Origin of the sequence: Limimaricola hongkongensis DSM 17492 (assembly GCF_000600975.2) — a bacterium.
In the GTDB taxonomy this organism is placed as follows: domain Bacteria; phylum Pseudomonadota; class Alphaproteobacteria; order Rhodobacterales; family Rhodobacteraceae; genus Limimaricola; species Limimaricola hongkongensis.
This window is the reverse complement of the sequence record NZ_KK088648.1, coordinates 174,547-189,711: the sequence shown is the minus strand read 5'-3', so window position 1 is coordinate 189,711 and position 15,165 is coordinate 174,547. Positions and strand designations below refer to the sequence as shown.

Here is a 15,165-nt window from a genome sequence, read left to right as displayed (position 1 = left end):
GGCTGGCAGAGAAGTGCAAGGCGGCCCCGGAGACATCCGGGGCCGCCTTTTTTCGTGCGTTCGCGTCCGGCCGCAACGAAAGGCAGGCATAGAGATGAACGAGATGACGGGCCCGGACGGGCCGGAAGCGGCGGCGCGCCGCAAGGAATGGGACGACGCGTGGCGGCTGTTGTCCTCGGTGCGGTCGACGCTGGCCGACATGTTGTCGGACCTGCAGTCCGACCTTGGCGCGCCAAAGGATTTGCAGAGGAAAATCAGCGAATTGGAGGCGGCCCTTAAGACGGCGTTCGACGTGGAAAGGAAATTCAATGACTGGCTTGGAAAACAGGATGGCGGGTGCGTCGATGGCGAAATCGACATCGAGGCCGCGCGGCGACGGATCTCTTGCCGCCTGGATCGCCTGCGCGCCTGCTGCCGCGCGGACTGAGTTTCTCGACGCGCTGTCGGCGGACGAGCTTTCGGCGCTGCCATGGCTGTTCGACATCTGGGCGCTGCCGCACCAGATCGCGCCCGAGGGCGACTGGCGCACATGGGCGATTCTTGGTGGGCGCGGCGCGGGCAAGACCCGCGCCGGGGCCGAATGGGTGCGCAGCCGGGTCGAAGGCGCGCGGCCCCGCGATCCGGGCCAAGCGCGGCGCGTGGCGCTGGTGGGCGAAACGCTCGACCAGGCGCGCGAGGTGATGGTGTTCGGCGACAGCGGGATCATGGCCTGTTCGCCGCCCGACCGCAGGCCGGTCTGGAGCGCGACGCGGCGGATGCTGACATGGCCCAACGGCGCGGTGGCGCAGCTGTTTTCGGCGCATGATCACGAGGCGCTGCGCGGCCCGCAATTCGACGCCGCCTGGGCCGACGAGCTGGCCAAGTGGAAGCGCGGCGCCGAGGCGTGGGACATGCTGCAATTCGGGCTGCGGCTTGGCGATCCGCGCGCCTGCGTGACCACGACGCCGCGCAACGTGGCGGTGCTGCGCGATCTTCTGGCCTCCGATAGCACGGTGACGACCCACGCGCCGACCCAGGCCAACGCCGCCAATCTCGCGGCGGGGTTTCTCGACGAGATGCGGCGCCGCTACGCGGGCACGCGGCAGGGGCGGCAGGAGCTTGACGGCGTGCTTCTGGCCGATGCCGAGGGCGCGTTGTGGCGCGCCGCGATGCTGGAGGCCTGCGCGGTGGAGGCGGCGCCCGAGCCCGACCGGATCGTGGTCGCGGTCGACCCGTCGGTGAGCGCGCATGCCGGATCGGATGCCTGCGGCATCGTGGTGGCGGGGGCCGTGACGCGCGGCCCGCCGCAGGACTGGCGCGCCTATGTGCTGGAGGATGCGACGGTGCAGGCGGCCTCGCCGCTCGACTGGGCGCGCGCGGCCTGCGCGGCGATGGCGCGGCACGGCGCCGACCGGATGGTGGCCGAGGTGAACCAGGGCGGCGCGCTGGTCGAGACGGTGGTGCGGCAGGTCGATCCGCTGGTGCCGTTCCGGGCGCTGCATGCCGGGCGGTCCAAGGGGCTTCGGGCCGAGCCGGTGGCCGCGCTGTACGAACAGGGCCGGGTGCATCACCTGCGGGGCTTGGGCGCGCTGGAGGACCAGATGGCGCAGATGACGGCGCGGGGTTTTCTCGGATCGGGCTCGCCCGACCGGGTGGATGCGCTGGTCTGGGCGCTGCACGAGCTGATGATCGTCCCCGCGCAGGGCTGGCGGCGTCCGCGGCTTCGGATGCTCTGATCCCCGGTTCACCATTCTCCAAATACGCGCGGGGGGCCGCGGCACGCGGCGGGGGCGGCAGCCCCCTCCGAACCGGGGTGTTGCGCGCCCCCGCGCACAGGGGATGTCGCGCGCCCCCGCGCACAGGGGATGTCGCGCGCCCCCGCGCACAGGGGGTGTTGCGCGCCCCCCGGACCACCGCACGCCCCGTTCCCGATTTCCCAACCGCGCCCTGCCATTCTCCTGCCCAAGACGAGAGGGCGACCAGCGGGGGGCGGCAATGTTCGAGTTCTTCAAGCGCGACAAGGGGGCGCCGGAGGCCAAGGCTTCGGCGGCGGGGCGGTGCCTTGCCTGGCCCGGCGCGGGGCGACCGGCGTGGAGCGCGCGGGACACGGTGTCGCTGACCCGGGCGGGGTTCGTCGGCAACCCGGTCGGGGTTTCGCGCGGTGCGGCTGATTTCCGAGGCGGCGGCGGCGCTGCCGTTGATGTTGCAGGACCGGGGCCGCCGTTATGACGACCACCCGGCGCTGGCGCTTCTGGCGCGGCCCAATCCCGGTCAGGGCCGGGCCGAGCTGATCGAGGCGCTGGTCGGGCAGATCCTGCTCACCGGCAACGGCTATGTCGAGGCGGTCGGCACCGACGCGCTGCCGTTCGAGCTGCATGTTCTGCGCTCGGACCGGGTATCGCTGGTGCCCGGCGCCGATGGCTGGCCGGTGGGTTATGAATACACCGTGGGCGGGCGCAAGCACCGCTTCGCGGTCGAAGACGGCGTCTCGCCCATCTGCCACATCAAGAGCTTTCACCCGCAGGACGATCATTACGGCCTCTCGCCGCTGTCGGCGGCGGCGACGGCGATCGACGTGCACAACGCCGCCTCGGCCTGGTCCAAGGCGCTGTTGGACAACGCCGCGCGCCCGTCGGGCGCCATCGTCTATCGCGGCGCCGACGGTCAGGCCGGGCTGACGCCGGATCAATACGACCGTCTGGTCGAGGAGATGGAGAGCCAGCACCAGGGCGCGCGCAATGCCGGACGCCCGATGCTGCTCGAAGGCGGGCTAGACTGGAAGCCGATGGGGTTCAGCCCGTCGGACATGGAGTTTCAGAAGACCAAGGAAGCGGCGGCGCGCGAGATCGCGGTGGCCTTCGGGGTGCCGCCGATGATCCTCGGGATACCGGGCGATGCGACCTACGCCAATTACCAGGAGGCCAACCGCGCCTTCTACCGCCTGACCGTGCTGCCGCTGATGGCGCGCGTGGCGGGGGCGCTGGCCGAATGGCTGTCGGATTTCGGCGGCGAGCGGTTCGATCTGCGCGTCGATCTCGACCAGGTGCCCGCCTTGGCCGCCGAGCGTGACGGCCAGTGGCGGCGGGTCTCGGAGGCGCTGTTCCTGACGGATGCGGAGAAACGCGCGCTGCTGGGCCTGCCCGCGCGCGAGGTCGGCTCGGATGGATGATCTGCGCGACCACCACTTCGCCTGCGCGCCGGGGATGCGGATCGAGGCGCATGAGCGGCTCGTGGCGCTTCAGTTCGCGCAGGTTGCCGCGACGCTGGAGCGGATCGAGGCGGTGATGGAACGGCTGGAGCGCCGGCTCTGGCTCGCCGTCTACGGCGTGGTCGCCGCCATCGGCGCGCAGGCGGCGCAGGGCATCGTGGGTCTTTGAGGGAGGAAATGATGGAGCTGGAACGCAAGTTCTGCGCAGGCGGCACGGCGGGCGCCGGGCCGCTGGAGATCGGCGAGGGGGCGGAGATTTCCGGCTATGCCTCGGTCTTCGGCAAGCCCGATCAGGGCGGCGACGTGGTCGAGCCGGGGGCCTATGCCGCCTCGCTCAAACGCCTGGAGGGCTGTGGCGGCCGGGTGCGGATGCTGTGGCAGCACGACCCTTCGCGCCCGATCGGCGTCTGGGACGAGGTGCGCGAGGACGCCACCGGGCTTTGGGTCAGGGGCCGGATGCTCACGGAGGTGGCGCAGGGCCGCGAGGCGGCGGCGCTGGTGGCGGCGGGGGCGATCGACGGGCTGTCGATCGGCTACCGCACGCGGCGCGCCCGCAAGGACGGCGCGCATCGCAGGCTGACCGAGCTGGAGCTTTGGGAGGTGTCGCTCGTGACCTTCCCGATGCTGCGCGAGGCGCGGGTGGGCGCGAAACATGACGGCGCGCTTGCCGCGAAGATCCGCGCCGCGCGCGCGGCGCTCAGGGGAAAAGAGGGGGAACGCGATGCGTGACGATGATGACGGGCTCGGCCGCGAGATCGGCGGGCTGATGGAGGAGCTGGGCCGCTTTTCGGCCGAGATGCGAACGACACTCAAGGCACAGGACGACCGGATGACCAGACTGGACCGCAAGACCGCGCTTGCCGCGCGCCCCGCTCTCGAGGCCAAGGCCGAAGGCCAGCCGCACCGCGCCGCCTTCGGCGCCTATCTGCGCACCGGCGAGGATGACGGGCTGCGCGGTCTCGGGCTCGAAGGCAAGGCGATGAGCACGACCGTCGCCGCCGATGGCGGCTACCTGGTCGATCCGCAGACCGCCGACCGGGTGCGCGGCGTGCTGGGCGCGACCGCCTCGTTGCGGGCCGTGGCCTGCGTCGTCGCGGTGGATGCGGGGTCGTATGACGTGCTGATCGACCATGCCGAGCCGGGTGCCGGCTGGGCCGGGGAAACGGCGGCGCGCACCGAGACCGGGACGCCGCAGATCGACCGCATCACCATCCCGCTGCACGAGCTGTCGGCGCTGCCCAAGGCGTCGCAGCGGCTCTTGGACGACAGCGCTTTCGACATCGAGGGCTGGCTCGCGGGGCGCATCGCCGACACCTTCGCGCGCTCGGAGGCCGCGGCCTTCGTGTCGGGCGACGGCGTGGACAAGCCGCGCGGCATTCTCGACTATCCCAGCATCGACGATGATGGCTGGAGCTGGGGCAATCTGGGCTATGTCGCCACCGGCACGGCGGGCGATTTCGACGCCACCAACCCCGCCGACGCGGTGATCGACCTCGTCTACAGCCTCGGCGCGCCATACCGCGCGGGCGCGCGCTTCGTGATGAATTCGCGCACCGCCGGTGCCCTGCGCAAGCTCAAGGACGCCGATGGCCGGTTCCTGTGGACCGACGGGCTGTCGGCGGGGGAACCCGCGCGGCTCCTGGGCTACCCGGTGCTGATCGCCGAGGACATGCCCGACATCGCGAATGACGCCTGCGCGCTGGCCTTCGGCAATTTCGAGGCGGGCTACACCATCGCCGAGCGGCCCGACCTGCGGGTGCTGCGCGATCCGTTCTCGGCCAAGCCGCATGTGCTGTTCTACGCGACCAAGCGGGTCGGCGGCGCGGTGAGCGATTTCGCGGCGATCAAGCTTTTGAAGTTCGGCATCGCCTGAGGACGCGCCGGGCCGCCATGGCGGTGGCCCGGCGCCTTTCCTGCGACCGCGAAAGGACGGGTGATGAGACTGATCGAAACGGGCGCTGTGCCCGAGGCGGCGTTGCCGATCGAAGGCTTTCGCGCGCATCTGCGGCTCGGGACCGGCTTTGCCGAGGACGGGCTGCAGGATGCGGGCCTTGCGGGGTTCCTGCGCGCCGCGATCGCCGCGATCGAGGCGCGCACCGGCAAGGTGCTGCTGGCGCGCGGCTTTGCGCTTGAGCTGGCGCGCTGGCGCGATGCGGGGCATGTGGCGCTCCCGGTCGCGCCGCTGCGGGCGGTGACGGGGTTCGACATGGTGGACGCGCAGGGCGTGGCGGTGCCGGTGCCCAGCGGGCGCTGGCGCGCGCTGCATGACGACGCGCGCCCGCGGCTGGAGCCGCTGTCGGCGGCGCTGCCCGAGATCCCTTCGGGCGGGGTCGCGCGGATCGCGTTCGAGGCGGGGTTCGGCCCGGGCTGGGCCGACATGCCCGCCGACCTGGCGCAGGCGGTGATGATGCTGGCCGCGCATTACCACGAATACCGCCACGACACCGGGCTCGGGCCGGGCTGCATGCCGTTCGGGGTCACGGCGCTGACCGAACGGTTCCGCGCCCTGCGGCTGTCGGGGCGCGGCGCATGAAACCGGTGCGCTTGAACCGGGCGCTGGTGCTGGAGGCGCCGCTGCGCCAGCCCGACGGGGCGGGCGGTTTCGCGCCGGGCTGGATCGCGCTGGGCATGATCTGGGCGCGGATCGAGGCCCGCTCGGGCCGCGATCTCGACGGCGGCGGCGCGGCGCTGAGCCGGGTGCTTTTGCGGATCACGCTGCGCGCCGCGCCGCCGGGATCGTCGATGCGCCCCGCGCCCGAACAGCGGTTCCGCGAGGGCGGCAGGATCTTCGCGATCCGCGCGGTGCGCGAATGGGACGCGGACGGGCGATACCTCGTCTGCGAGGCCGAGGAGGAGGTGGCGCGATGAGCTACGCGATGGCCGAGGCGCTGCAGGTGGCGATCCATGCCCGCCTGACGGCGCATGCGCCCCTGACCGACCTGTTGGGCGATGCGATCTACGACGCGCTGCCCGCCGGACCGCTGCCGCCGCTCTACGCGGTGCTGGGGGCGGACAAGGCGCGCGACCGCTCCGACGCCACGGCGGCGGGGGCGGCGCATGATTTCACCATCAGCGTGATCGGCGACGCGGCGGGGTTTCGCGCCGCCAAGCGGGCGGCGGCGGCGATCTGCGACGCGCTGTCGGGGCCGCCGCCGGATCTGGCGCGCGGGCGGCTGGTGGGGATCTGGTTCGTGCGGGCGCGGGCGCGGCGAAGCGGCAGCGGCGATGCGCGGCGGGTGGATCTCACCTTTCGGGCGCGCAGCGACGAGGGCTGAAACACAGCAAGGGAGGGCGCGCGATGGCGGCTCAGAACGGCAGGGATCTCCTGCTCAAGATCGACATGACCGGCGACGGGCTGTTCGAAACCATGGCGGGGCTGCGCGCGACGCGGCTCTCGCTCAATGCGCAAAGCGTCGACGTGACCCATCTGGGGTCTGGCGGCTGGCGCGAGGTGCTGGGCGGCGCGGGCGTGCGCAGCGCCGCCATTTCCGGCTCGGGCGTGTTTCGCGACGCCACGACCGATGCCCGCGCCCGGCAGATCTTCTTCGACGGGGACACGCCGGAATTCCAGGTGGTGATCCCGGATTTCGGCACCATGACCGGCGCGTTCCAGATCGCTTCGATCGATTACGCCGGCAGCCATGACGGCGAGGCCAGCTTCGAGATCGCGCTGGTCTCGGCCGGGCCGCTGCGCTTCGAGGCGGCGCTGTGATCGCCAACCCGCATGGCGGCGAGGTGGCGGTGATCCTCGACGGGCGCCGCCGGGTGATGAAGCTCACGCTCGGCGCGCTGGCCGAGCTGGAGGAGAGCCTGGGCGAGGACAGCATCGCGGCGCTGGTGGCCCGGCTGGAGGCGGAGGTGTCGGCCCGCGACGTGGCCGCATTGATCGTCGCGGGGCTTCGCGGCGGCGGCTGGCCGGGCCGGGCCGCCGATCTCGTGGCGACCGAGATCGAGGGCGGCCCGGTCGAGGCGGCGCGGCTCGCGGCCGTGCTGGTCGCGCGCGCCTTCGGCGGGCCGGGGTGATGCGGCTCGACTGGGCGGCGATGATGCGGGCGGGCATCTGCGGGCTGGGGCTCCGCCCGTCCGAATTCTGGGCGCTCACGCCTGCCGAGCTGCGGCTGATGCTGGGCCCGGCGGCCCCGGCGCCGATGGGGCGGGCGCGGCTGATGGAGCTGTGCCGCGCCTACCCGGACGATCCGGGCAAGGAGGGATCATGACTGAGGACGAGTTCGAGGCGTTGGAACGCGCCATGGAGGAGACGGGCAACGTCGCAGAAAGCTTCTCGCGCGAACTGGCGCGGATGCGCGACGGCATCCACGAGACGACGCGCGACCTGGGGCGGCTGGAGCGCGGGTTCGCGGGCGGCATCCGCCGCGCCATCGACGGCGTGCTGTTCGAAGGCCGCTCGCCGGGCGGCGCGCTGAAGGGGCTGGCGGGGACGATGTCGGACACCGTTTATGGCACCGCCATGCGGCCCGTGACGGGCCGGCTTGGCGGGGCGCTGGCGCGGGGGGTGAACGGGCTGGTGGCGGGGCTGATGCCCTTTGCCGATGGCGGGGCGTTTTCGGGCGGGCGGGTGACGCCTTTCGCGCGCGGCGGCGTGGTGTCGGGGCCGGTGGCCTTTCCGATGCGCGGCGGCACCGGGTTGATGGGCGAGGCGGGGCCAGAGGCGATCCTGCCGCTGTCGCGCGGCCCCGACGGGCGGCTCGGCGTCGCGGCGGGGGCGCAGGGCGGCGCCGTCCGGGTGACGGTCAACATCGCCACGCCCGACGCCCAGAGCTTTCAGCGGTCGCGCGGGCAGGTGGCGGCGCAGATCGCGCGCGCCGTCGATCGCGGCCGCCGCGACAGGTGAAAAGGACGCAGATCATGGCATTCCACGACGTGAGATTTCCCGCGGCGGTCAGCTTCGGCGCCACAGGCGGGCCGGAACGGCGCACCGAAATCGTGACGCTGGCCAACGGGTTCGAGGAGCGCAACACCCCCTGGTCACAGTCGCGCCGGCGCTATGACGCCGGGATCGGCCTGCGCGCGATCGAGGATGTCGAGGCGGTGCTCGGCTTTTTCGAGGCGCGGCGCGGGCCCTTGCACGGGTTTCGCTGGAAGGACTGGCTCGACTGGCGCTCCGCGCCGGGGCGGCGCCCCATCGGCCCGCTCGACCAGCAGATCGGCCTGGGCGACGACGCGACCACCGGCTTTGCGCTGGTCAAACGCTATGGCGACGGGCCCGACCCCTATCTGCGCCCGATCGCCAAGCCGGTCGCGGGCAGCGTGCGCATCGCGGTCGATGGCGATCCGGTGGTCGAAGGGGCGGGGGTTTCGGTCGATCACGCCACCGGCCTCGTGACTTTCGACCTGCCGCCCGCGGTGGGCGCGGTGATCACGGCGGGGTTCGAATTCGACGTGCCGGTGCGGTTCGACACCGAAACGCTGATCGGCTCGGCGGCGAGCTTCGCGGCGGGCAGCGTGCCCGAGATCCCGGTGGTGGAGATCCGGTTATGAGCGGGTTCGCGAACCATCTTTCGGGCGGTGTCACCACGATCTGCCGGGCCTGGGCGCTGGAGCGGGCCGACGGGCTTGTGCGCGGCTTTACCGATCACGACCGGCCCTTGTCCTTCGACGGCATCGACTTTCGGCCCGAGACGGGGCTGAGCGCCAGCGCGCTGGTGCAGGGCGCGGGGCTGGCCGCCGACACAGGCGAGGCGCTGGGCGCGATTTCGGATGCGGGCGTGACCGAGGCCGAGATCGCCCAAGGCCGGCTCGACGGGGCGGGCTTGCGGATCTGGCGCGTCAACTGGGCCGCGCCGGAGGAGCGGGTGCTGGAGTTCCGGGGGCAATTGGGCGAGATCCGCCGCGAGGGCGGTCTGTTCCGGGCCGAGCTGCGCGGGCTGTCGGACCTGCTGAACCGGCCTTCGGGGCGGGTCTACCAGCCGCGCTGCGACGCGAGCTTTGGCGATGCGCGCTGCGGCGTCGATGCCGGGCAGCCGGGGATCGCGGTCGAGCGGATGCTGGACATGGCGACGGGCGCGCGGCTGCGCTTCGACTGGCCGGACGGCCCGGCGCCGGGCTGGTTCGCGCAAGGCCGGGTCGAGGTGCTGGACGGGCCCGGCGCCGGGCTGTCCGCGCCGATCCGCGAGGACCGCATCGAGGCGGGTGCGCGGATCGTCGAGCTGTGGCGCCCGATCGGGGTCGCGCTTGCGCCCGGCACGGCGCTGCGGCTGGTTGCGGGCTGCGATAAGCGGGCCGAGACCTGCCGGATCAAGTTCGACAACTTCCTGAACTTTCGCGGCTTTCCGCATCTGCCGGGCGAAGACTGGCTGATGGCGGTGCCGCGCGGGGCGGCGGGGTGAGCGGCCCCATGCCGGAGACGCGCGGCAGGGTCGTGCCGGAGGCGCGCGGCAGGGTCGTGCCGGAGGCGCGCGGCAAGGTCGTGCCGGAGGCGCGCGGCAGGGTCGTGCCGGAGGCGCGCGGCAGGGTCGTGCCGGAGGCACGCGGCAAGGTCGTGGCCGAGGCGCGGCGCTGGATCGGCACGCCCTATCTGCATGGCGCGGCGCGGCGCGGGGCGGGTTGCGATTGCCTCGGCCTGGTGCGCGGCGTCTGGGTGGCGCTGGCGGGGGCGGCGCCCGAAGCGGTGCCCGCCTATCCGCGCCATGAGGCGTCCGCCCGCGAAATCCTGCGCGACGCGGCGCGGCGGCACCTGCGCGAGATCGCGCCGGAGGCGGCGGGGCCGGGCGATCTTCTGCTGTTCCGGCTGCGCCGTGGCGCGGCGGCGCGGCATCTGGGGGTGATGGCCGCGCAAGGGGGCGGGCCGAGCTTCATCCATGCCTATGAGGGGCACGGCGTGGTCGAAAGCCCGCTGACCCCGCCATGGCGGCGGCGCATCGCCGCCTGTTTCGCATTGACGGAAAGGATCGGCTGATGGCGACCATCATGTTCGGAGCCGCGGGCATGGCGCTTGGCGGCGCGGCGGGCGGCAGCGTTCTGGGCCTGTCGGGCGCGGTCTGGGGCCGCGCGGGGGGCGCCGCGCTGGGCCGCGCGATCGACGCGCGGCTGTTGGGCGCGGGCGCCGACCCGGTCGAGACGGGGCGGATCGACCGGTTCCGCCTGACCGGCGCGGGCGAGGGCGCGCCGATCGCCCGGCTCTGGGGCCGGATGCGGATCGGCGGGCAGGTGATCTGGGCCTCGGAGTTCGAGGAACGCAGCGCCACGAGCGGCGGCGGCAAGGGCGCGCCGCGCCCCGAGATCACCGAATATTCCTATGCGGTGAGCCTTGCCATCGGGCTGTGCGAGGGGCCGGTGCGCCGCATCGCGCGGATCTGGGCCGACGGGGTCGAGCTGGGCCGCGAGGAGATCGCATGGCGGCTCTACGAGGGGCACGAGGACCAGCGCCCCGACCCCAAGATCGAGGCGGTGGAGGGCATCGGCCGCGCCCCCGCCTATCGCGGGCTGGCCTATGTGGTGATCGAGGATCTCGATCTCGCGCGGTTCGGCAACCGGGTGCCGCAGTTCTCCTTCGAGGTGCTGCGCCCCGCCGATGTCGCGGACCCCGCCGGGGCCGAGGATCTCGCCCGGCTGGTGCGCGGCGTCGCGGTCATTCCGGGCACCGGCGAATACGGTCTGGCGACGACGCCGGTGCATGTCGCCACCGGTTTCGGCGAACGCCGCCCCGCCAACCGGCACGGGCCGTCCGGGCCGAGCGACGCCGAGGCCGCGCTCGACGACCTGGTCGAGGAGCTGCCCGACTGCCGCGCCGCGTCGCTCGTGGTGTCGTGGTTCGGCGACGACCTGCGCGCCGGGCACTGCACGATCCGGCCCAAGGTCGAACAGCGCGAGGATGATGGCGAGGAGATGCCGTGGCATGTCTCGGGGCTGGTGCGCGCGGATGCCATGGCGGTGCCTCGGATCGAGGACCGGCCCGTCTATGGCGGCACGCCGTCGGACCGCGCCGTGATCGAGGCGATCCGCGCCATGGCCGCGCGCGGGCTTGAGGTGACGTATTACCCGTTCATCCTGATGGACCGGCTGCCGGGCAACGGCCTGCCCGACCCGCATGGCGGGGCCGAGCAGGCGCCGCTGCCATGGCGCGGGCGGATCACCACCGCCATCGCGCCGGGCCAGCCCGGCACCACCGACCGCACGGCCGGGGCCGAGGCCGAGGTCGCGGCGTTTTTCGGCACGGCGCGGGCGGAGGATTTCACGATCACGCCGGACGGCCCGGCCTATCACGGCCCCGAGGATTGGGGGCTGAGACGCTTCGTGCTGCACCAGGCGCATCTTTGCGCCATGGCGGGCGGCGTCGAGGCGTTCTGCATCGGCTCGGAAATGGTCGGGCTGACCACGATCCGGGGCGCGGATGACGGCTACCCGGCGGTGGCGGCGCTGCGCGACCTGGCGGCGCAGGTGCGCGGTATTCTCGGGCCGGGGGTCAAGCTCTCCTATGCCGCCGACTGGTCGGAATATCACGGCCACCAGCCGGGCGGGGCGACCAAGCGGTTCCATCTCGACCCGCTCTGGGCCGACCCGGAGATCGACTTCATCGGCATCGACAACTACATGCCGCTGTCGGACTGGCGCGACGGGGTGGATCATCTCGACGCCACCGATCACCGCTCGATTTACGATCTCGACTACCTCGCGGGCAACGTGGCGGGGGGCGAGGGCCATGACTGGTACTATCATTCGCCCGAGGCGCGCGCGGCGCAGATCCGCACGCCGATCAGCGATGGCGACGGCGAGCCGTGGGTCTGGCGCTACAAGGATCTGAAGGGCTGGTGGGGCAATGCCCATCACGACCGGATCGACGGGGTGCGGCAGGCCGCGCCGACCGCGTGGCAGCCGGGGATGAAGCCGATCCGCTTCACCGAGCTGGGCTGCGCCGCCATCGACCGGGGCACCAACCAGCCCAACAAGTTCCTCGATCCCAAATCCTCGGAATCGGCGCGGCCCCATCAGTCGCGCGGCCATCGCGACGAGCTGATCCAGATGCAGTACCTGCGCGCGGTGCATCGCCATTTCGCCGACCCCGCCGCGAACCCGGTCTCGGTCGTCTATGGCGGCCCGATGCTCGACACCGAACGGATGCTGGTCTGGGCGTGGGATTTGCGGCCCTATCCGTGGTTTCCGGGGCTGGCGGAGGTCTGGAACGACGGCGCGAACTGGGCGCGCGGGCACTGGATCACCGGGCGGACGGCGCATCGCGACCTTGCCTCGGTGGTGGCCGAGATCTGCGCCGGGGCCGGTGTGACGGCGATCGACACCTCGCGGCTGCATGGGCTCGTGCGGGGCTATGTCGCGCAAGGGGTGCAAAGCGCGCGGGCGCTGTTGCAGCCCTTGATGCTGGCGCATGGGTTCGACGCGGTGGAGCGCGACGGGGTGCTGGTGTTTCGCAGCCGCGACGGGCGGGCCGACGCGGTGCTCGACCCCGGCGGGCTTGCGCGCGTGGCGCCCGAGGCGCCGGTGGTCGAGATCGCGCGCGATGGCGAGGCCGCGCTGCCCGACCGGGTGCGGCTGGGCTATGTCGCGGCGGAAACCGGGGCGGCGGGCAGCGTCGAGGCGGCGCTGCCGGGCCATGCGCCGCGCCATGTCGAGACGGCGGAGCTGCCGATGGTGCTGTGCCGGGGCGAGGCGCAGGCCATCGCCGCGCGCTGGCTGGCGGAGACGCGGCTCGGGCGCGAGACCGCCGGTTTCGCGCTGCCGCCCTCGGCGCATCCGCTCGGGGCGGGCGACGTGGTGGAGATCGCGGGCGCGCCGGGCGGCGGCTGGCGCATCGACCGGCTGGAGCGCACCGCCCATGCGCAGATCGAGGCGGTGCGCTGCGCGCCCGCGCCCTATCTTCCGGCCCCCGCCGCGGACGAGACCGAACAGCCCGGGGCCTACCTGCCGCCCGTGCCGGTCGAGGGCGTGTTTCTCGACCTGCCGCTCCTGACCGGGGCGGAGGCGCCGCACGCGCCGCATTTCGCCGCCACGGCCAATCCGTGGCCCGGCGCGGTGGCGCTGGTCTCGGGCGTCGAGGATGCCGATCACCGGTTGCAGCTCGTGCAGCCGCTGGCGGCGACGATCGGCACGACGCTGACCGCGCTCGGGCCGGCGCCTGCGGGGCTGTGGGATCGCGGCCCGGCGCTCCGGGTGCGGCTGGCGCAGGGGCGATTGACCGGCGCGACCCAGGCGGCGCTGTTGTCGGGGGCCAATCTCGCGGCGATCGGTGACGGAGAGAGCGATCATTGGGAGCTGCTGCAATTCGCGCGGGCCGAGCCGGTCGCGCCCGGCGTCTATGATGTGTCGCTGCGGCTCAGGGGGCAGGCGGGCACCGATGCGGTGATGCCGGATGTCTGGCCCGCGGGCAGCCGCTTCGTGCTGCTCGACGGGGCGCCGCGGCAGGTCGATCTGCCGCAGGCGGCGCGCGGGCTGGAGCGGCATTACCGTTACGGCCCGGCGCGCCGCCCGCTGACCGATCCGAGCTGGCGCCACGAGATCCGCGCCTTCGCGGGCATCGGGCTCAGGCCCTATGCGCCGGTGCATCTGCGGGCGCGCGCGGATGGCGATGACCTGGCGATCTCGTGGATCCGGCGGGCGCGCAGCGGCGCCGATGGGTGGGAGGGGCGCGAGGTGCCGCTCGACGAGGGGCGCGAGGCGTATCTTTTGCGGATCGTCGCGGGCGGCGTGCTGCTGCGCGAGGCGGAGGTCGGGGCGCCGCGTTATCGCTACACCGCCGCCGCGCGTCTCGCCGACGGGGCGGCGGAGCCGCTGGCGGTGCAGGTGGCGCAGATCTCGGACGCGTTCGGGGCCGGGCCCTTCGCCACGCTCACGGTGACGCCATGAGGCCGGTGCTGCCCGGATGCCTCGATCGCGGCGTCGCGGCGCTGTTGTCGGTGCCGCCCGGCGCGCGCGCCGATCTCGCCGCGCGGATCGTCGGCGAGGCCCGCGCGGCGGATGCGTGGCGCAAGCGGATGGGCCGCGCGCACCCCTTGTGGGGCGACGGATCGCTGATGGCGGCGGCGCTGCGCCACCCGGCCGCGCCGCTGCCGCCTTCGTTCGGGCGGGGGGCGCGATCGGCGCTGCGGCAGCTGCTCGACGCTCTTGACGCAGCCGCCGGGCTTTGATCTTGGCCATGGGGCCCTATCTTGGGCGGACAGGGACGCGGGATCAGGAGGCCATGGCGATGGCGACACCACAGGCGCAGCTGACCGAGATCGACCCGGTCTGGAGCCGGATCCGCAGCGAGGCGCAGGACGCCATCGCGACCGAGCCGCTGATGGGCGGGCTGATCCATACCGGCGTGCTGCATCACCAGAGCTTCGCCTGCGCGCTGGCCTACCGGCTGTCGCTCAAGCTGGCGTCGGACGAGATGGGCGCGCAGATCCTGCGCGAGATCATCGACGGCGCCTATGCCGCCGAGCCCGAGCTGGTGAATTCGGCGCGCGCCGATCTCGTCGCCACCTATGAGCGCGACCCGGCCTGCCACCGGTTCCTGCAGCCGCTGTTCTATTTCAAGGGCTACCAGGCGATCCAAGCCTATCGGCTTGGCCATTGGCTGTGGGAACAGGGGCGGCTCGACCTCGCCTATTTCGTGCAGATGCGCGTGTCCGAGACCTTTGGCGTCGACATCCACCCGGCGGCCCGGATCGGGCGCGGGGTGATGATCGACCACGCCCATTCGGTGGTGATCGGCGAGACGGCGGTGGTCGGCGACAACGTGTCGATGCTGCATTCCGTGACGCTTGGCGGCACCGGCAAGGAAGAGCAGGACCGCCACCCCAAGATCGGCAACGGCGTGCTGATCGGCGCGGGCGCCAAGGTGCTCGGCAATATCCGCATCGGGGATTGCTCGCGCATCGCCGCCGGTTCCGTGGTGCTGATCGACATCCCGGCCTGCAAGACCGTGGCGGGGGTGCCCGCGCGCATCGTCGGTGAAGCGGGCTGCGCGCAGCCCTCGGTGTCGATGGACCAGACCTTCAAGGGCGAGTAGGCGCGCCGTCTTGCGG

General features: G+C 72.9%; 18 protein-coding genes and 1 pseudogene. All 19 read left to right on the top strand.

Annotated features, from left to right (window positions below):
• Positions 1 to 94 precede the first annotated feature (94 nt).
• The 19 genes and pseudogenes from LOKHON_RS01770 (at position 95) to cysE (ending at position 15,149) form a co-directional block, all read left to right on the top strand.
• Positions 95 to 427, top strand: coding sequence for a hypothetical protein (locus LOKHON_RS01770; RefSeq protein WP_017929471.1), 333 nt, complete (start codon positions 95 to 97; stop codon positions 425 to 427).
• Complete coding sequence (locus LOKHON_RS01765; RefSeq protein ID WP_017929470.1) at positions 345 to 1,715, top strand: DNA-packaging protein; 1,371 nt, start codon at positions 345 to 347, stop codon at positions 1,713 to 1,715. The genes LOKHON_RS01770 and LOKHON_RS01765 overlap by 83 nt, the downstream gene beginning before the upstream one ends.
• 259 nt (positions 1,716 to 1,974) lie before the next feature.
• Positions 1,975 to 3,148, top strand: a pseudogene (locus LOKHON_RS01760) (phage portal protein).
• Positions 3,141 to 3,356 carry a GTA head formation protein, RCAP_rcc01685 family gene (locus LOKHON_RS01755; RefSeq protein ID WP_017929468.1) on the top strand — a complete coding sequence of 72 codons (216 nt, stop codon included), beginning with the start codon at positions 3,141 to 3,143 and terminating at the stop codon, positions 3,354 to 3,356. Before LOKHON_RS01760 ends, LOKHON_RS01755 begins: the two are co-directional and overlap by 8 nt.
• Positions 3,357 to 3,367: 11 nt before the next feature.
• Positions 3,368 to 3,916, top strand: a complete 549-nt coding sequence (locus tag LOKHON_RS01750; RefSeq protein ID WP_017929467.1) for an HK97 family phage prohead protease — start codon at positions 3,368 to 3,370, stop codon at positions 3,914 to 3,916.
• Positions 3,909 to 5,060, top strand: coding sequence for a phage major capsid protein (locus LOKHON_RS01745; RefSeq protein WP_017929466.1), 1,152 nt, complete (start codon positions 3,909 to 3,911; stop codon positions 5,058 to 5,060). The genes LOKHON_RS01750 and LOKHON_RS01745 overlap by 8 nt, the downstream gene beginning before the upstream one ends.
• 63 nt (positions 5,061 to 5,123) lie before the next feature.
• Positions 5,124 to 5,720 carry a head-tail connector protein gene (locus LOKHON_RS01740; protein WP_017929465.1) on the top strand — a complete coding sequence of 199 codons (597 nt, stop codon included), beginning with the start codon at positions 5,124 to 5,126 and terminating at the stop codon, positions 5,718 to 5,720.
• Positions 5,717 to 6,055, top strand: coding sequence for a head-tail adaptor protein (locus LOKHON_RS01735; RefSeq protein WP_026147592.1), 339 nt, complete (start codon positions 5,717 to 5,719; stop codon positions 6,053 to 6,055). The genes LOKHON_RS01740 and LOKHON_RS01735 overlap by 4 nt, the downstream gene beginning before the upstream one ends.
• Positions 6,052 to 6,462, top strand: coding sequence for a DUF3168 domain-containing protein (locus tag LOKHON_RS01730; protein ID WP_017929463.1), 411 nt, complete (start codon positions 6,052 to 6,054; stop codon positions 6,460 to 6,462). Before LOKHON_RS01735 ends, LOKHON_RS01730 begins: the two co-directional genes overlap by 4 nt.
• A 23-nt stretch (positions 6,463 to 6,485) precedes the next feature.
• On the top strand, positions 6,486 to 6,899 hold the full coding sequence (locus tag LOKHON_RS01725) for a phage major tail protein, TP901-1 family (RefSeq protein WP_017929462.1): 414 nt from the start codon (positions 6,486 to 6,488) through the stop codon (positions 6,897 to 6,899).
• Entirely contained in the window at positions 6,899 to 7,210 is a 312-nt protein-coding gene (locus tag LOKHON_RS01720; protein ID WP_026147591.1) for a gene transfer agent family protein, read from the top strand. Before LOKHON_RS01725 ends, LOKHON_RS01720 begins: the two co-directional genes overlap by 1 nt.
• Entirely contained in the window at positions 7,210 to 7,404 is a 195-nt protein-coding gene (locus LOKHON_RS01715) for a rcc01693 family protein (protein ID WP_017929460.1), read from the top strand. The genes LOKHON_RS01720 and LOKHON_RS01715 overlap by 1 nt, the downstream gene beginning before the upstream one ends.
• Positions 7,401 to 8,039: a phage tail tape measure protein gene (locus LOKHON_RS01710; protein ID WP_017929459.1), complete on the top strand. Its 639-nt coding sequence runs from the start codon at positions 7,401 to 7,403 to the stop codon at positions 8,037 to 8,039. Before LOKHON_RS01715 ends, LOKHON_RS01710 begins: the two co-directional genes overlap by 4 nt.
• Before the next feature lie 14 nt (positions 8,040 to 8,053).
• Positions 8,054 to 8,686, top strand: coding sequence for a DUF2460 domain-containing protein (locus LOKHON_RS01705; RefSeq protein ID WP_017929458.1), 633 nt, complete (start codon positions 8,054 to 8,056; stop codon positions 8,684 to 8,686).
• Positions 8,683 to 9,534 carry a DUF2163 domain-containing protein gene (locus LOKHON_RS01700; RefSeq protein ID WP_017929457.1) on the top strand — a complete coding sequence of 284 codons (852 nt, stop codon included), beginning with the start codon at positions 8,683 to 8,685 and terminating at the stop codon, positions 9,532 to 9,534. Before LOKHON_RS01705 ends, LOKHON_RS01700 begins: the two co-directional genes overlap by 4 nt.
• 8 nt (positions 9,535 to 9,542) lie before the next feature.
• Positions 9,543 to 10,103, top strand: a complete 561-nt coding sequence (locus LOKHON_RS01695) for an NlpC/P60 family protein (protein ID WP_017929456.1) — start codon at positions 9,543 to 9,545, stop codon at positions 10,101 to 10,103.
• A complete protein-coding gene (locus LOKHON_RS01690; RefSeq protein ID WP_017929455.1) occupies positions 10,103 to 14,002 on the top strand; it encodes a baseplate multidomain protein megatron in 3,900 nt (1,299 codons plus the stop codon). Before LOKHON_RS01695 ends, LOKHON_RS01690 begins: the two co-directional genes overlap by 1 nt.
• Positions 13,999 to 14,283 (top strand): DUF7742 family protein, encoded by a 285-nt coding sequence (locus tag LOKHON_RS01685; RefSeq protein ID WP_162561746.1) that lies wholly within the window; start codon positions 13,999 to 14,001, stop codon positions 14,281 to 14,283. Before LOKHON_RS01690 ends, LOKHON_RS01685 begins: the two co-directional genes overlap by 4 nt.
• Positions 14,284 to 14,342: 59 nt before the next feature.
• Complete coding sequence (cysE, locus tag LOKHON_RS01680; RefSeq protein WP_033315656.1) at positions 14,343 to 15,149, top strand: serine O-acetyltransferase; 807 nt, start codon at positions 14,343 to 14,345, stop codon at positions 15,147 to 15,149.
• Positions 15,150 to 15,165: the final 16 nt, after the last annotated feature.

Excerpts from the sequence above, each read along its gene's own strand:
- LOKHON_RS01755 (WP_017929468.1), top strand. The coding sequence starts at position 3,141 with ATGGATGATCTGCGCGACCACCACTTCGCCTGCGCGCCGGGGATGCGG.
- LOKHON_RS01735 (WP_026147592.1), top strand. The coding sequence starts at position 5,717 with ATGAAACCGGTGCGCTTGAACCGGGCGCTGGTGCTGGAGGCGCCGCTG.
- LOKHON_RS01685 (WP_162561746.1), top strand. The coding sequence starts at position 13,999 with ATGAGGCCGGTGCTGCCCGGATGCCTCGATCGCGGCGTCGCGGCGCTG.
- cysE (WP_033315656.1), top strand. The coding sequence starts at position 14,343 with ATGGCGACACCACAGGCGCAGCTGACCGAGATCGACCCGGTCTGGAGC.
- LOKHON_RS01710 (WP_017929459.1), top strand. The coding sequence starts at position 7,401 with ATGACTGAGGACGAGTTCGAGGCGTTGGAACGCGCCATGGAGGAGACG.
- LOKHON_RS01715 (WP_017929460.1), top strand. The coding sequence starts at position 7,210 with ATGCGGCTCGACTGGGCGGCGATGATGCGGGCGGGCATCTGCGGGCTG.
- LOKHON_RS01740 (WP_017929465.1), top strand. The coding sequence starts at position 5,124 with ATGAGACTGATCGAAACGGGCGCTGTGCCCGAGGCGGCGTTGCCGATC.
- LOKHON_RS01695 (WP_017929456.1), top strand. The coding sequence starts at position 9,543 with ATGCCGGAGACGCGCGGCAGGGTCGTGCCGGAGGCGCGCGGCAGGGTC.
- LOKHON_RS01770 (WP_017929471.1), top strand. The coding sequence starts at position 95 with ATGAACGAGATGACGGGCCCGGACGGGCCGGAAGCGGCGGCGCGCCGC.
- LOKHON_RS01730 (WP_017929463.1), top strand. The coding sequence starts at position 6,052 with ATGAGCTACGCGATGGCCGAGGCGCTGCAGGTGGCGATCCATGCCCGC.
- LOKHON_RS01690 (WP_017929455.1), top strand. The coding sequence starts at position 10,103 with ATGGCGACCATCATGTTCGGAGCCGCGGGCATGGCGCTTGGCGGCGCG.
- LOKHON_RS01750 (WP_017929467.1), top strand. The coding sequence starts at position 3,368 with ATGGAGCTGGAACGCAAGTTCTGCGCAGGCGGCACGGCGGGCGCCGGG.
- LOKHON_RS01725 (WP_017929462.1), top strand. The coding sequence starts at position 6,486 with ATGGCGGCTCAGAACGGCAGGGATCTCCTGCTCAAGATCGACATGACC.
- LOKHON_RS01705 (WP_017929458.1), top strand. The coding sequence starts at position 8,054 with ATGGCATTCCACGACGTGAGATTTCCCGCGGCGGTCAGCTTCGGCGCC.
- LOKHON_RS01765 (WP_017929470.1), top strand. The coding sequence starts at position 345 with ATGGCGAAATCGACATCGAGGCCGCGCGGCGACGGATCTCTTGCCGCC.
- LOKHON_RS01745 (WP_017929466.1), top strand. The coding sequence starts at position 3,909 with ATGCGTGACGATGATGACGGGCTCGGCCGCGAGATCGGCGGGCTGATG.
- LOKHON_RS01700 (WP_017929457.1), top strand. The coding sequence starts at position 8,683 with ATGAGCGGGTTCGCGAACCATCTTTCGGGCGGTGTCACCACGATCTGC.